Annotated in this window: 13 protein-coding genes; 2 read left to right on the forward strand and 11 right to left on the reverse strand. The window is 72.9% G+C overall.

Annotation, left to right across the window (positions count from 1 at the left end; genetic code table 11):
* Positions 1–35: 35 nt before the first annotated feature.
* Positions 36–1,040: a Gfo/Idh/MocA family oxidoreductase gene (locus ACFC96_RS02005; protein WP_376251362.1), complete on the forward strand. Its 1,005-nt coding sequence runs from the start codon at positions 36–38 to the stop codon at positions 1,038–1,040.
* A gap of 28 nt (positions 1,041–1,068) precedes the next feature.
* On the opposite strand, the gene ACFC96_RS02010 is transcribed toward ACFC96_RS02005, so the two are convergent.
* From ACFC96_RS02010 to ACFC96_RS02050, 9 genes are all read right to left on the reverse strand, one after another.
* Entirely contained in the window at positions 1,069–2,364 is a 1,296-nt protein-coding gene (locus ACFC96_RS02010; protein ID WP_376609625.1) for an alpha/beta fold hydrolase, read from the reverse strand.
* A gap of 65 nt (positions 2,365–2,429) precedes the next feature.
* On the reverse strand, positions 2,430–3,494 hold the full coding sequence (locus ACFC96_RS02015) for a hypothetical protein (RefSeq protein ID WP_376609627.1): 1,065 nt from the start codon (positions 3,492–3,494) through the stop codon (positions 2,430–2,432).
* A gap of 59 nt (positions 3,495–3,553) precedes the next feature.
* Positions 3,554–5,221, reverse strand: coding sequence for an OPT/YSL family transporter (locus ACFC96_RS02020; protein WP_376251356.1), 1,668 nt, complete (start codon positions 5,219–5,221; stop codon positions 3,554–3,556).
* 222 nt (positions 5,222–5,443) lie between these two features.
* Complete coding sequence (locus ACFC96_RS02025) at positions 5,444–6,220, reverse strand: IclR family transcriptional regulator (protein ID WP_376609629.1); 777 nt, start codon at positions 6,218–6,220, stop codon at positions 5,444–5,446.
* Positions 6,221–6,681: 461 nt separating this feature from the next.
* Entirely contained in the window at positions 6,682–7,128 is a 447-nt protein-coding gene (locus ACFC96_RS02030; RefSeq protein WP_376251352.1) for a PaaI family thioesterase, read from the reverse strand.
* Positions 7,129–7,195: 67 nt separating this feature from the next.
* On the reverse strand, positions 7,196–8,377 hold the full coding sequence (locus ACFC96_RS02035) for a cytochrome P450 (RefSeq protein ID WP_376251350.1): 1,182 nt from the start codon (positions 8,375–8,377) through the stop codon (positions 7,196–7,198).
* A 45-nt stretch (positions 8,378–8,422) separates the two neighbouring features.
* Positions 8,423–9,670, reverse strand: a complete 1,248-nt coding sequence (locus tag ACFC96_RS02040; RefSeq protein WP_376609630.1) for an ROK family protein — start codon at positions 9,668–9,670, stop codon at positions 8,423–8,425.
* 82 nt (positions 9,671–9,752) lie between these two features.
* Positions 9,753–10,427: a response regulator gene (locus tag ACFC96_RS02045; RefSeq protein WP_376609632.1), complete on the reverse strand. Its 675-nt coding sequence runs from the start codon at positions 10,425–10,427 to the stop codon at positions 9,753–9,755.
* Between the two features lie 126 nt (positions 10,428–10,553).
* Positions 10,554–11,756 carry a histidine kinase gene (locus tag ACFC96_RS02050; protein ID WP_376609634.1) on the reverse strand — a complete coding sequence of 401 codons (1,203 nt, stop codon included), beginning with the start codon at positions 11,754–11,756 and terminating at the stop codon, positions 10,554–10,556.
* Between the two features lie 243 nt (positions 11,757–11,999).
* On the opposite strand from ACFC96_RS02050, the gene ACFC96_RS02055 reads away from it, so the two are divergent.
* On the forward strand, positions 12,000–12,200 hold the full coding sequence (locus ACFC96_RS02055; RefSeq protein WP_376609636.1) for a hypothetical protein: 201 nt from the start codon (positions 12,000–12,002) through the stop codon (positions 12,198–12,200).
* 23 nt (positions 12,201–12,223) lie between these two features.
* On the opposite strand, the gene ACFC96_RS02060 is transcribed toward ACFC96_RS02055, so the two are convergent.
* Complete coding sequence (locus ACFC96_RS02060) at positions 12,224–12,631, reverse strand: ribonuclease domain-containing protein (RefSeq protein WP_329569115.1); 408 nt, start codon at positions 12,629–12,631, stop codon at positions 12,224–12,226.
* Between the two features lie 177 nt (positions 12,632–12,808).
* Positions 12,809–13,711, reverse strand: a complete 903-nt coding sequence (locus ACFC96_RS02065; protein WP_376609638.1) for a DMT family transporter — start codon at positions 13,709–13,711, stop codon at positions 12,809–12,811.
* Positions 13,712–13,925 lie beyond the last annotated feature (214 nt).

The following is a 13,925-nucleotide window of genomic DNA, read 5'->3' on the forward strand; positions in this document are numbered from 1 at the left end:
TTGACAGCGGGTTCCCCGGGCGGCACCTTGACTGCATGCGCATCGGACTTATCGGGACGGGCCGTATCGGCACCTTTCACGCAGCAGTTCTGGAGCGATACCGCGAGGTCGGCTCGCTCGTCGTCACGGACGCCGACCCGGAGCGCGCCGTCGCGCTCGCGGACCGGATCGGCGCGACGGCGGCACCCACGGTGGACGAGATCTTCTCGTGGGGCGTGGACGCGGTGGTCATCACGGCGGCGACGTCCGCTCACGGCGAGTTGATCGGGCGAGCGGCGCGGGCCGGGCTCCCGGTGTTCTGCGAGAAGCCCATCGCCCTCGACCTGCCGGGCACACTGACCGCGCTCGCCGAGGTCGAGCGGGCCGGGACGGTGCTCCAGCTGGGCTTCCAGCGCCGCTTCGACGCGGGGTACACCGCGGCGCGCGAGGCGGTGCGCTCGGGCCGCCTCGGCCGGCTGCACACCGTACGGGCCATGACGAGCGACCCGGCGCCGCCACCGGCCGCGTATCTGCCGCTGTCCGGCGGCCTCTACCGGGACTGCCTCGTCCATGACTTCGACATCCTGCGCTGGGTGACCGGCCGCGAGGTGACGGAGGTCTATGCGACCGGGTCCGACGCAGGACCCGCGATGTTCCGCGAGGCCGGGGACGTCGACACGGCGGCCGCCGTCCTCACACTGGACGACGGCGCGCTGGTCACGGCGACGGCGACGCGCTGCAACGGCGCGGGCTACGACGTCCGCATGGAACTCTCCGGCGAGCTGGACACCGTCGTCGTCGGCCTCGACGACCGCACGCCCGTCGCCTCCACCGAGCCCGAGGGCCCGCCCGCCGCGTCCAAGCCCTGGCCCGGCTTCCTGGAGCGCTTCGCCCCCGCCTACGAGGCGGAGCTCGTCGCGTTCGTCGACGTGGTGCGCGGTGAGCGCGAGAACCCGTGCGACGGGCGCGAGGCCCTGCACGCGCTGCGGATCGCGGAGGCCTGCGAACTGTCCCGCAGGGAAAGGCGGTTGGTACGGATGGAGGAGATCCCCGGGGGCTGATCCCCTCGGGCTCCTCGGCGGGCCCGGCTCAGGCCTCCCCGCGCGCCGTCGCGATCAGCCGGTCGAGGACCGCGGGGTCCGCCTTCACGCCGTCGTGGGCGTGCGCGTCCGAGACCCAGGCGCGCAGCCCCCGTACGAGCTTCGCCGTCTCCAGGGACTGCTCGCGGTCGACGAACATGTCGTCCTGGTAGACGGCTGCGGCGACCGGCACCTCGTTCGCGGCGAGCCGGTCGAGGTCGTACAGGGCGGGCCAGTCCGTGCGGCGGGCCAGGCGCTCGGCCGTGTCCTTGAGGGGGACGAGGGCGGGGTCCTCGTCGAACTGCCAGGGGTAGATCATCTCGCCGGTGAAGCGGAGGGCGTCCGCGGCGGCGCCGGTCCCGGCTGTGCCGGGGGCGTCGAACTGCGGGAACTCGTCGCGGATCCGGTGGGCCGACCAGTCGGTGGCGCGGCCGCCCTGGGCGTAGATCGGCTCGTGCAGGACGGCGTAGAGGGGGCGCGGGGCGAAGGAGACCGTGGCGTCGACGCCGCGCAGGAACGGGTCGGACAGGGCGGGTCCGCGGGCGCCGTCGACGAACGCGGTCTCCAGCAGGTAGTGGAGTGCGTCGAAGCCGGCCGAGGTGCCGAAATTGATGCCCATGGTCTGGAAGCGGCGCACGGTCAGGCGCTCCCCGCCGGGCAGCCGGACGTCGTGGTCCGCCAGATGCGCGGCAACCGCGTCGGCGAGCCGCTGGTCGCCCGGATAGCGGGCGAAGTAGCGGTCGTTGTGCGCGAGGGTGCGGCGGTACGCGGCACGGTAGACGTCGTCCGCGTGGCCGGTGAGCGTGGGCAGGCCCCCGGTGATGAACACCTGGCCGAGGCCCTCGGGCGCCAGGCTCAGATAGGTCAGGGCGCAGAACCCGCCGAAGCTCTGGCCGAGGACGGTCCAGGGGCGGTCGCCCTGGAGGTGGCGGCGCAGGAGTTCGGCGTCGCGCACGATCGAGTCGGCGCGGAAGTGGGCGAGGCGGTCGGCCGGGTCCTCGACGGCGGCGAGCGTGGTGCGGTCGGCCGGTGCGGAGCGGCCCGTGCCGCGCTGGTCGAGGAGGACGACCCGGTGGTCCTCGAGGGCGCGGCGCAGCCAGGCGCCGGCCGCGTTGGGCCGCTCGGCGCGGCCTCCGGGTCCGCCCTGGAGCCACAGGAGGCGGGGCAGGTCGCGGCGTTCGTGCTCCTCGGCGACGACCTCGCGGGCGAACAGGGAGATCGCCGGGCCGTCGGGGCGCGCGTGGTCGAGCGGCACGTCGAGGGTGTGGTCGTGGCAGACGAGACCGCTGTGGCGGTAGGTGATCATGGCTGGCTCCAGGAGGTCGTACGGCAGCGGGGCGCCCCTGGCGAGGGACGCCCCGGTGGGGTCGGTCAGTAGCCCTCGACGCCCAGCTCCTTGCAGATGGCGACCAGTTCAGGGTGCACGTACACGCCGTCACGCTCTATGCACTCGCCGTCGAGGTAGATCGACGGGCCGAGGACGGAGCCGTCGGTGTGGGCGGCGGACACCCAGGGCTCGCCGCCGATCCAGGCGCCCTTGGTGCCGATGCCGAGCTCGACGCAGCCGAAGACGCGCTCGTCCTCGACGATGCGGCCGGTCGGCGCGAGGACGCCCGGGTTGAAGCCGAGCGACCAGTGGGCCACGCGGTACATGTTCGGGTCGTCCCAGGACTCCATCCAGCGGCGGAAGACGTCCGCGTCCTGACCGCCCTCGATCTTGGTGACGATGCCCTTCTCGACGGTGCAGCGCACCGGGGAGCGCAGCAGACCGAGCTGGTCCGGCGGCCACAGCGCGCCGTCGAACACGAGGACGCCGTCCTGGGTCTCCTCCAGGGGGTTCCAGGAGATCTGCCCGGAGAGCATGACCGTCTCGCCCGGCTTCTCGGCGGGCTTGCCGCGCAGGTTGATGGGCCGGTCCCCGTTGCGGCCGGTGATGTCGGTGCCGTTCGCGGAGGTGATGCGGACCTCGTCTGCCTGCTCCAGGAGACGGACGAGGGCCTTGCCCAGGCGGATCACGCCGTCGAAGTCGGGGCGTCCCACGGTCGCCACGAGCATGTGGACGTCCATGGCCGTGAGGTTGGTGTAGCGGCAGCCGTTCGCCATCGCCGTACGGAAGGCGTCCGAGTGCATGACGTAGGAGACCGCGAACTCGATCCACACGTCCGCGTCCGCGATGGCACCGGCGACCGGGCGCGGCGGCTCCATGGAGGAGCTGGGCATCGTCTCGTACCAGACGACGACGGGGTGGGCGCCCGCCGCGGCGACGGCCTGCGCCGTCGCGTCGACGACACGGCGGTCGCTGCTGGTGTCGCCCGTCAGGACGACGTGCTCGCCCGGCTTGACCAGCATGACCTGCTCGACCAGCTTGCGGGCGGCGAGGGCGAGTTCGAAGCTCAGGTACTCGCCGCGGGGTTCGAGGCGGCTGAACATCTCCATGGGGGTGCTTCTCCTTGCACTTGCGGTACAGCGTGAACTGCGGTGGTGGGAAAGGGCGTTCAGCCGGCCTTGACGATCTGGGCCGAGTCGCCGAGTGAGCTGCCCGCGATGAGGCCGGCGCCGACGAGGTTGAGCTCCTCGTCCGCGCGGGGTCCGCGGATCCTGCGGTAGACGACACGCACGGCGAGTGCGGCGAGGACCAGCCAGCAGGCGTTCGGGGTGAGGATCAGGAGGCCGGTCGCCAGCATCACGCCCATCTGCCGGCGGGGGCCGCCGAGCAGCTGGATCAGGGCTCCGGGGATCGCCCAGAGCAGCATGGTGCGCAGGACCCCCGGGTCCCCCAGGCCGTGCTTGACCGTGTCCGCGTACACCTTGGCGACGGGCGGGATCAGGCCCTGGCGGAAGTACGACTGCCACAGGACGGCGACCACGACGAGGGCGGCGGCGAAGCCGATGAGCGCGGCACGGAACTGCTCGCGGCGGCCCTCGCGCTCGTAGGGGTCCCAGGGGCTGTGGTCACGGCGCAGGAGCCAGCCGGCCTTGAGGTCGTAGCCCATGTCGGCGAAGGCGGGGCCGGTGGCGGACACATAGCCGACGAGGAGGGCGAGCGGCACGGACGGGATGCCGATGAGCAGGCCGAAGACGAGGAAGATCAGGGTGACGGCGAAGGACGGGAACCAGCCCGACTGCATCGCGGCGAGTCCGACGATCAGCTCGTGCACGAGGGCGGCGAACGCGGCGAACAGGACCCAGCCGACGAGGCCGAGGGGGCTCATCTCGCCGATCAGTCCGCCCGCGACGGCGAGGACGACGGCTCCGCCGGTGAAGAGGGCGTAGCCCCGCAGGAGGGTGCGGCGCAGCGTGCGCTCGTCGACGGTGAAGGCGGTCGTGGGGTCCGCGGCGGGGCCGCCGGGCGCCTCGGGCCCGGCGAGGGCGGTCGTCCTGGAGGGGCGGCGGCGCATGAGCAGCCGGACGGCCTGCCCGAGGGCCACGACGCCCGCCCCGACCATCACGCCGTGCGGTACGTAGCCCGCACCGAGGTCCGTGTGGAACAGGTCGGGGCTGAACTCCCGCAGTCCCAGGCCGACACCGAACATCAGCAGGGCCCAGACGTTGCCGAGGAAGGCGACACCGGCGGCGGACAGGGGCAGGCTCAGGAGGGTGCCGCCGAGCCCTACGAGGGTGCCCGCGCCCAGGACGAGGGCCCGCTTGCCGCCCTTGTCACCGGCCTTGATGGTCTCGGCCGCGGCGGTGCCGGGCGGCCAGGCCGCGTCGGCGGGCAGCAGCCGGGAGCCGAACGCGCGGTAGAGCACCCAGGTGTCGATGAGCAGGCCGATGAACGCGCCCGCCAGCATCGGCCAGACCAGGTCCTCGCGGCCGAAGACGTACGGCACCGCCACCGAGGTGAGCAGGGCGTTGGCCGAGGCGAAGGTGGCGGCGGAGATGGCGCTCTGGGCGAGGTTCTGCCGGTGCACCGAGCGCATCTTGCGCAGCCCGGCGACGGGAATGCGGCCGACCAGCATGGCGATGAGGGCGCCGACCACGGAAGTGTTGGCGGAGATGCCGAGCTTGGCGACGAGGTCGGCGCCGATCAGCGCGCCGACGACGGAGAGCGCGGCGAGCACGACGAGGACGACGGGTTCACGGACGCGCGGGTGTCCGGAGCCGGGGCTGTCCCCCGGGGGTGGTGCGGCGTTGGCGGTGGTGACTGAGGTGTGGTGCGACACGGGACACCCCTTTGCGGGCAGGCGGGACCGGGCGGCGTGCGCGGGGCGGCGCACGACGCGGGGACAGGTGGGGACGGGTGGAGACGGGTGGAGACGGGTGGAGACGGGTGGGGACGGGTGGGGACAGGTGGCGAGGCAGATGCGGCGGGTGTGGCAGTTGCGGTGCGGGGCCGGAGCCGCCGGGTGACAGCGGCCCGAGCCGGCCGGGAGCGGCGGGAGGCGTCAGGGGCCGAAGGCGGTCGTGGCCTCGCGTGCTCCCTCGACGACGAGCCGGGTGATCCGGTCGGCGTCGCGCACGATGCGGTGCGAGGGCCCGATGACCGTGAGCGACGCCGCGACGGTGCCGTCCTGGAACACGGGTGCCGCGATGGCAGCTACCGCCTCGTCGTACTCGCCGAGGCTGACGCTGTGGCCCTTCTCCCGTACGTCGCCATAGACGCGGAGCAGGTCGTCGAAGTCGGTGACGGTGTGGTCGTTGAAGCGCTGGAGCGGGGTCGCGCCGAAGATCTTCCGGATCTCCGCCTCGGGGTAGTGGGCGAAGATCGCGTGTCCCGAGGCTCCGGCGTGGCCGGGCATGAGGGCGCCGACTATCGCCGTGTAGCGGACGGGACCGGTGCCGTCGACGGCTGCGGCACAGCGGTAGCCGCTGCCGTTGGGCACGTTCAGGACGACGCTCTCCCCCGTCTCGCGCAGCAGCCCGGCGAGGACGGGCCGGACCAGGGACGGCAGGACACCGCTGTGCTCCCCGACGCGGGCCAGCCGGGACACGGCGGGCCCGAGTCGGTAGCGCCGTGTCGTACTGTCACAGGTCAGGAAGGCGCGCGCGGTGAGAGTGGTGAGAATGCGCTGGGCGACGGCCTTGTCCCAGCCGTGTTCCCTCGCGATCTCGCTCACACCCCATTCGGGGCGGCGCTCCGTGAAGGAGAGCAGTGCGAGCAGGGCGCGATCGGCACCCTGGAGGACTCCGGGTCCACCGGTCTTCGGGCTGTTCTCGGTCATGGCCCGCTCCTCCTGACGCCTGGTTCTCACTCCGGTTCGGTGCGCTGAGCGCAACGTCGTTGCGCTCAGCGGCGAGAACTATGGGCGTGCGGCATCGCGGGTGTCAAGGGTTTCCAGCCCTCGAATGAAACTGGGGTGAACGCCGTCGGCCGAGCCCTGCGCGACCGGCGGGATCGGCTTTGCGGGATCGGCGGTATCGGCTTTGCCGACGGTATTGGCTTTGAGCGACCGGTCTATGCGACCGGCGGGATCGGGTTTGTACGAGTGACAGGCTCGCGCCCGGACGACCGGCGGACTCAACTCAGTGCGACCGGCAGGCTCGCTCACCGGACAACCGGCAGCTCAGCCCCGCACCACGCGCAGGCTCACGTCCCGCCCCACCCGAGAGGCTGAGCCCCGCACCACCCGCAGACCCACGCCCCGGACAACCCGGCAGGCTCACCCCGCACCACCCGGCGGGCTCAGCCCCGCGCCACCGGCAGGATCGTGCCCTGAGCGACGGCGCACAGCTTCTCCGTGCCTTCGTCGTCCACGGTCGACAGGTCGCAGCGGACGACGGCCTGGCGTCGGCCGCCGTGCAGGACCTGGGCGCGGGCGATCAGGGTGCGGCCCGCGGCGGGGCGGAGGTACTGGATGGAGAAACCTCCGGTGAGCACGCCCGCGCCGAGAACCGTGCCGCCCGCGAACGTCAGCGCGTTGTCGGCGGCGTAGGACAGGACCCCACCGTGCAGGAACCCGTTCTGCTGGTGCAGGTCCGGTCTGATGTCGACCTCGATGGTGGCCGCGCCGTCACCGAACAGGGTGAGCCGGGCGCCCAGGAGACGGCTGAACGGCTGGGCGTCCAGGACCTTCGCGGCCAGGGCGAGGTCCAGCTCCGGGGTGCCGTCGTTGTCGCGTGATGCGGTCATGGAGATCTCCGGGCAAGTCGGCGGGACGGGTACCACCGGCCGGCCGTGCCGCGCGCGGGGGCGTCGGTCACCAGCGGACCGGCAGGCTTCGCACGCCGCGTATCAGCATGCCGGGCAGCCAGTCGTCCGCCGGGCCGTCGAGGGCGAGCGCGGGGGCGCGGTCCAGGAGTGCGCGCAGGGCGATCTGGCCTTCGAGGCGGGCCAGCGGAGCGCCGAGGCAGTGGTGGAGGCCGTGTCCGAAGGCGATGTGCCCCCGGGCGTCGCGCCGGATGTCGAAGCGGTCCGGCTCCGGGAAGCGCTCCGGATCGTGGTCGGCGGCGGCCAGGCCGACGAGGACGGCGGAGCCGCCGGGGATGACCGTGCCGCCGACCTCGGTGTCCTCGACCGTGAAGCGGTACGTCGCGTTCTCCACGGGGCCCTCGTACCGCAGCATCTCCTCGACGGCGCCGTCGAGGAGAGTCATGTCGGCGCGCAGCGCGGCCAGTTGGTCCGGATGGGTCAGCAGGGCGCGCACACCGCTCGCGATCAGGTTCACCGTCGTCTCGTGGCCCGCGATGAGGAGGATGAAGGCCATCGCGCACAGCTCGTCGGGCGAGAGCCGGTCGCCGTCCTCCGCGGTCGTGCGGATCAGGGCACTCAGCAGGTCGTCGGCGGGGGCCGACGCCCGCTTGTCCTCGATCAGGTCGCGCAGGTACGCGGCGAGTTCCACGAACGTCGCGTACTCGCCCTCGCGGTCGCTCGGCGCGACCACCTCGTTCGACATGCGCCGGAAGTCGGCGCGGTCGATGTCCGGGACTCCGAGGAGCTCGCAGATGACCGTGAGCGGCAGCGGGAAGGCGAACGACTCGACGAGGTCGGCGCTGCCGTGCGGGAGCATCGCGTCGAGCAGGTCGTCGGTGACGCGCTGGATGCGCGGGCGCAGCGACTCGACGCGGCGCGCGGTGAAGGCGCGGGTGACGAGGGAGCGCAGGCGCGTGTGGTGCGGCGGGTCGGTGATCAGCAGATGGATGCCGATCAGCTCTTCGTCGAGGCCGGAGAAGCCCAGCTTGGCGGGGGACTTGACCAGGCGTGGGTCGGTGAGCGCGGCGCGCGCCTCCTCGTGCCCGACAATCAGCCACGCCTCGCCGTCGTCGGCGGGCTTGGGCAGCAGCACCCGGTGCACCGGGCCGCGGGCGCGCAGCTCCTCGTAGACGGGGTACGGATCGGCCGTGAAGCCCGCGTACGCGCCCAGATCGATCGCCTCGCCCATGGCACCGCCCCTCGCAACGACCCTGCTCCTCGGCTTCTGCTGAATCTAACTCGCGCCACTGACGATCGGTTCCCGTGACGTGATCGCCGCGCCGCCCTCGGCGAGGAAGCGCGCGAGCGGCAGGGTCGCCGCTCCGACCGTCACGGCATCGGGTCCGAGGCGCCCGATCTCGATCGTGGTCTGCGCGTACGGGTGGCGCAGGGCGTACGCGGCGGCCGCCCGCCGGACCGGTTCGAGGAGGCGGGGACCGAGGAGGAGCCCGGCCCAGCCACCGACGACGATGCGCTCGGGGTTGAAGAGATTGACGAGGTCGGCGATGCCCGCGCCGAGGAACTCCGCTGTCTCCTCGAGGAGTTCACCGGCGTCGGGGTCGGCGAGGAGTTCGGCGAGCGCCCCTTCCTCGTCGGTCGAGGTCCGCCGGCCACCGCTCTCGCGCCATCGTTCGAGCAGCGCCTCGGCGCCCACGTACGCCTCCAGACAGCCGCGCGCCCCGCACCGGCAACGGCGCCCGCCGACCTGGAGCGTGGTGTGGCCCCACTCCCCCGCGCTGCCGGACGAGCCCTGGTAGGGGACGCCCTCCGCGATGACGCAGGCCCCGACGCCGGAGCCGATGAGGGTGACGACGGCGGTGCGGGCACCGCGGCCCGCGCCGAACCACATCTCGGCGAGACCCAGTGTCTTGGCGCCGTTGTCGACGAACAGGGGTACTTCCGCGGGGAGTTCACCGAGATCACGGAGCATCGCTTCGAGGGGGACGGCGTCCCAGCCGATGGCCTGCCCGTGCACGACGGCTCCGACGGCGCCGCCCGCGTCGGAGGCGTCGACGATGCCGGGCACGCCGACGCCGACGCCGATGAGAGCGCCCGGGGCGACCTCCGCCGCGCCGAGCACCTTCGCGAGGCCGGCCGCGACGATGCGTGCGACGTCCTGCGCGTCATGGTGTGCGTCGGGCAGCGGGGCGTCCACGCGCGCGAGTTCGTTCAGGGTGAGGTCGAACAGCTCCACGCGCACGCGTGTCTCGCCGATGTCGACGCCGACGAGGTGGCCGCAGCGCGGGGCGACGCGCAGGAGCGTGCGCGGTCTGCCGCCGTCGGAGTCGACCGACCCGGCCTCCTCCAGGAGGCCGTCGGCGACGAGTTCGGAGACGACGTTGCTGATGGACCCCGAACTGAGTGCGGTGAGGGGGCCCAGCTCCTGTCGGCTGAGGGGCCCGTCGAAATAGAGCTTGCGCAGCACCGTGGCGCGGTTGTTGCGTCTGAGGTCACGCACCGTGCGCCGGCGTGGTCCGGCCATCGTCATCCTCCCCCGTACGGCGGACCCTGGGCGCTGTTCGCCCGCGCCCGGGTCACGTCTGAATTTACCCGTGCCGCGCAGGTCAGTCGTCCAGGAGTCCCGCGTCGTGCGTGAGGAGGGCGATCTGGACGCGGTTGTTCAGACCGAGCTTCGCGAGGATGCGGGAGACGTGAGCCTTGACGGTGGCGACACTCATGTAGAGCTCGGCGGCGATCTCCGCGTTGGCGGCGCCGCGGCCCACGGCGATGGCCACCTCCCGTTCGCGGTCGGCCAGTTCGGCGAGCCGTTCACGCGCGCGTGCTCTGCGGTCCTGCTGCGGGTCGGGGCCGGTGGCCCGTGTGACGAGCTGCCGGGTCACGGTCGGCGACAGGACGGGCGCTCCGGAGGCGACCCGGCGGACCGCCTCGACGATCTCGGCCGGCGCGGTGTCCTTGAGGACGAAACCCGCGGCCCCGGCGCGCAGCGCGCGCAGTACTTGTTCGTCGGCGTGGAACGTGGTGAGGACGATGACCTCGGGCGCGTCGGACCGCGCCCGCAGCGCCTCGGTGGCGGCGAGCCCGTCCACGTCCGGCATGCGGATGTCCATGAGGACGACGTCGGGACAGGTCCCGGCGACCAGGGAGGGGACCTCCGAGCCGTCGCCCGCCTGGCCGACGATCTCGATGTCGGGCGCGCCCCCGAGCATGAACGAGAGGCCCGCGCGCACCAGCGGGTCGTCGTCGACGAGGAGCACCCTGATCGGTTCCACCGAGTTCATCCAGTCCCGCCTTCCCGCCGTCGTACCGCAGCCGTCACCATCACCGTCGCCGCCGCCACCGTCCCCGGGGGCCACCGTAGCGAGGCGGTGATCACCTGGTCCACGGGTGGCCGCCGCGGGCGGGGGTCACCCGGGCCACGGCAGCCACGCCTCAATCGCGAAGCCTCCGTCGTCGGCGGCGCCGTGGCCGAGGCTGCCGCCGGCCAGGGTCGCGCGTTCCGTCAGACCGATCAGGCCCTGCCCCGAGCCCGGCACGTGCGGGACCTCGCCGGGGGGCGGCGGGTTGCGGACCGAGACGGTGACACCGTCGCCCGGCGCGCCGAGGACGAGGACCTCGACCTCGGCGCCCGGGGCGTGTTTGCGGGCGTTGGTCAGGCCCTCCTGGACGATGCGGTAGGCGGTGCGGCCGACGGACGCGGGGACGACGTCCGGGTCGGTGACCCGTTGGTCGAGGACGATCTTCATGCCCGCCTCGCGGGACTCGGCGACGAGGGCGTCGAGCGCGGCCAGCGTCGGCTGGGGCCGCCCCGACTCCTCGCCGTGGTCGTCGGCCCGCAGGACGCCGATGATCTCGCGCAGGTCCTGGAGCGCCTCGTGGGCGCTTTCACGGATGACGCCGGCCGCGCGGGCGACCTCCTGCCGGGGCGCGTCGGGCCGGAACTCCAGGGCGCCCGCGTGGACGCTGAGCAGCGTGAGCCGGTGGGCGAGCACGTCGTGCATCTCGCGGGCGATGGCCTCGCGGGCGAGGCGCTGTGCCTGCTCGGCCCGCAGTCCGGCCTCGGTCTCGGCGCGCCGCGCCCGGTCGCGCAGCGACAGCAGGAGCTGACGGCGGGAGCGTACGAACATGCCCCAGCCGACGACGGTGACCGTGAGGATGATCGTGAAGGCGACGGAGACGACGTACGGCGAGTCCGGGTCCGGCCGGATCCAGAAGAAGAGCGGGATCAGTGCGCAGGAGGCGCCGGCGACCCAGGCGACGTATCGGAAGGGGCGGTGCACGGCGAGGGTGAAGACGGCGACCAGAGTGGCGCCGCCCGCGCTGTTCGACACCATGCTGACGGCCGACAGCGCGACGGCCAGGCCCAGGGGCCACCGCCTGCGCAGCCACACGCAGGCGCAGGCGAGCGCGCCGAGCCACTGGTCGAGGGCGGCGAGGCCCTCGGAGGTGTTCGGGTCGTTCGAGACGGAGTGGGCGCCGAGCAGACCGATGCCCACGGCGACGCCGAAGCAGGTGAAGTCGACGACCCAGTCGCGCAGGGTGCGGCGCCTGCGGCCGGGGCGGCCGTCCGGGTCCAGGTCGAGCTCGTCGGCGACGGCCGAGGGCAGCATGTTGCGCCGCCATCGGTACCTCTCCCCCGGTGGGGCCGTCCCTGTCCGTTCCTGAACCTCCATGGTCGACAAATCTACGCACCTGGGGCGTCCGGGACCGCCTCGTCGGGCGGACCGTGGACGAAAGTCGCGGCGGCAGCTACTTCGGTAGCCGTGCCCGTCCGGAAGTCGCGTCCTGCGGCGGGACACGCCTCGCCCCGCGGCCGATGTGCGTGGGAGGTCCGCGGGGCGAGGTTGTCACCTATGAAGAAGGTTCTGGAGTTCATCGGCGCGATCGCGCTCATTCAGGGCGCGGTCGGCCTGCTGCACGAATTAACCGGGTGGCTGAGCTGGGGCGTCATCCAGCATCTCGGCTTCCTCGACGGCTACGAGGTGTACGGGAGCATCGCGCTGATCGTGCTCGCGTTCGCCCTGTTCGCCGCGTCGGAGAGCATCAAGGGCTGACGGCGCCCGCCGGCGCGGGCGGTTCAGCAGCCGTAGTCGACGAGGTCGAACGTCGCGTAGTGGTCGCCGGTGTAGTAGTCCTCCTGGGACTGCTCACCTGTGACGATGCGACGGGCGCCGCGGGTCGGGGAGCCGGGGGTGATGACCGTGTACTCGTGGTAGTAGCCGGTGGACTGCGAGGGCAGGACCCCTTCCCGGTTCTGGAAGACGGTGCCGTCCTGGTCGTACGGGTAGGGGCCGCCCTGCTCGATGAGGTCGAGGGTGTCGTGGGCCTGGGAGGGCAGCGCCGAGTAGCAGATGTCGCCGACGGCGGTCACGGAGTACGTGACGGGGGCCGGGGCCGCGGTGGCCGAACCGGCGAGGACGGGGCCGCCGATGAGCAGGGCGGCGGCGAGGGCAGTGACACTGGCGATTCGTGGGGGGATTCGCATGGCCCCTAGTGTGACGCGCGTAGAGCATGTCGTGTCAATGTCAAGTCAGCGGAGTTTTCCGGAAGTTAACCCATCGGAGGTGCCACTTCAGGCGCGCCCAGGGCGCGTTCGAGGCCCGCTCGGGGCGCGCTCGGGGCGCGCTCAGGCGGTGGTTCAGGCGGTGGTTCAGGCGGTGGTTCAGGCGGTGGCCCGACGCCCCCATGCCGTCCCTGCCAGCACGAACACGGCTCCCAACAGGCCCAGCGGTCCCAGGCGTTCGCCACCGATGACGATGCCGGCCGCCGCGGCCCACAGCGGCTCCGTGCCGAGGAGCAGGCTCACCCGGGACGGCGACGTCCGATGAACCGCCCACATCTGCACGAAGAAGGCGAAGAGCGTACAGAAGACGGCCAGGAACACGAGTCCCGCCCACGCGCGCGCACCGAAGTCCGCGGCCGCCTCCCACGGCGCGGCACCGGCCCCTGGCGCTGCGCACAAAAGCGCGAACACGACGACGGACGAGCCCAGTTGGACCGTCGTCAGGAGCAGCGCGTCCGCGCCCCGGACGGACTGCATCCGGGCCATGGCGAGGACGTGGACGGTGCGGGCGAGGGCCGCGAGCAGCATCAGGAGGTCGCCGGCGGACGGCGCCGTGAAGCCGCCGCCCTGGGTGAGCAGGACCACGCCCGCCACGGAGAGGGCCGCCGCGGCGAGGAACGTCCGGGACGGCCTGGTCCGGGTCACCGCGGCCTCGGCGAGGGGCGTGAAGATCATGGTGAGGCTGATGATGAGGCCCGCGTTCGTCGCGGACGTGTGCACGACACCGTAGGTCTCCAGAAGGAAGATGCCGCTGAGGATCAGCCCGAGGAGTCCCGCTCCGCGCCACTGCGCGGCGCACAGCCCGCGCAGCGCGCCCCACCCGACCACCGCGAGCGCCGGCAGGACGGCGCCGAAACGGAGCACGAGCACCGCGAGGACGGTGGTCTGTGTGGTGATCCCTTTGGCCGCGAGATAACTGGCGCCCCAGACGACGGCCACGAGGAGCACGGGCAGGTCGGTGAGCCAGGCGCGACGGGGCGCGGTGACGGTGAGCGTGGTCAAGGTGCGGTCTCCGGCGGCGTACGGCGGGCGTGGAGACGGCGGCGGCTCGCACGGGGGCGGCTCACCGTACCCGCGGCAAGATCGTCCGGGCCAGCGCTTTCCACCCACCGGGCCAGGGGCGGGGCTTTCGTCCGATCCGGACGAGAGGCCCTGGCGCCCACCTCCGCACCCGGATCTCCAGCCGCGCCCGCACCGCACCCGCACCCGCACCCGC

The sequence above is a fragment of the Streptomyces sp. NPDC055955 genome, from assembly GCF_042270245.1.
In the GTDB taxonomy this organism is placed as follows: Bacteria; Actinomycetota; Actinomycetes; order Streptomycetales; family Streptomycetaceae; genus Streptomyces.

What these genes read in the sequence shown, in the direction of transcription:
- ACFC96_RS02005 (WP_376251362.1), top strand. Translation starts at nt 36, where the DNA reads ATGCGCATCGGACTTATCGGGACGGGCCGTATCGGCACCTTTCACGCA.
- ACFC96_RS02010 (WP_376609625.1), bottom strand. Translation starts at nt 2,364, where the DNA reads ATGATCACCTACCGCCACAGCGGTCTCGTCTGCCACGACCACACCCTC.
- ACFC96_RS02015 (WP_376609627.1), bottom strand. Translation starts at nt 3,494, where the DNA reads ATGGAGATGTTCAGCCGCCTCGAACCCCGCGGCGAGTACCTGAGCTTC.
- ACFC96_RS02025 (WP_376609629.1), bottom strand. Translation starts at nt 6,220, where the DNA reads ATGACCGAGAACAGCCCGAAGACCGGTGGACCCGGAGTCCTCCAGGGT.
- ACFC96_RS02030 (WP_376251352.1), bottom strand. Translation starts at nt 7,128, where the DNA reads ATGACCGCATCACGCGACAACGACGGCACCCCGGAGCTGGACCTCGCC.
- ACFC96_RS02035 (WP_376251350.1), bottom strand. Translation starts at nt 8,377, where the DNA reads ATGGGCGAGGCGATCGATCTGGGCGCGTACGCGGGCTTCACGGCCGAT.
- ACFC96_RS02040 (WP_376609630.1), bottom strand. Translation starts at nt 9,670, where the DNA reads ATGGCCGGACCACGCCGGCGCACGGTGCGTGACCTCAGACGCAACAAC.
- ACFC96_RS02045 (WP_376609632.1), bottom strand. Translation starts at nt 10,427, where the DNA reads ATGAACTCGGTGGAACCGATCAGGGTGCTCCTCGTCGACGACGACCCG.
- ACFC96_RS02050 (WP_376609634.1), bottom strand. Translation starts at nt 11,756, where the DNA reads ATGCTGCCCTCGGCCGTCGCCGACGAGCTCGACCTGGACCCGGACGGC.
- ACFC96_RS02055 (WP_376609636.1), top strand. Translation starts at nt 12,000, where the DNA reads ATGAAGAAGGTTCTGGAGTTCATCGGCGCGATCGCGCTCATTCAGGGC.
- ACFC96_RS02060 (WP_329569115.1), bottom strand. Translation starts at nt 12,631, where the DNA reads ATGCGAATCCCCCCACGAATCGCCAGTGTCACTGCCCTCGCCGCCGCC.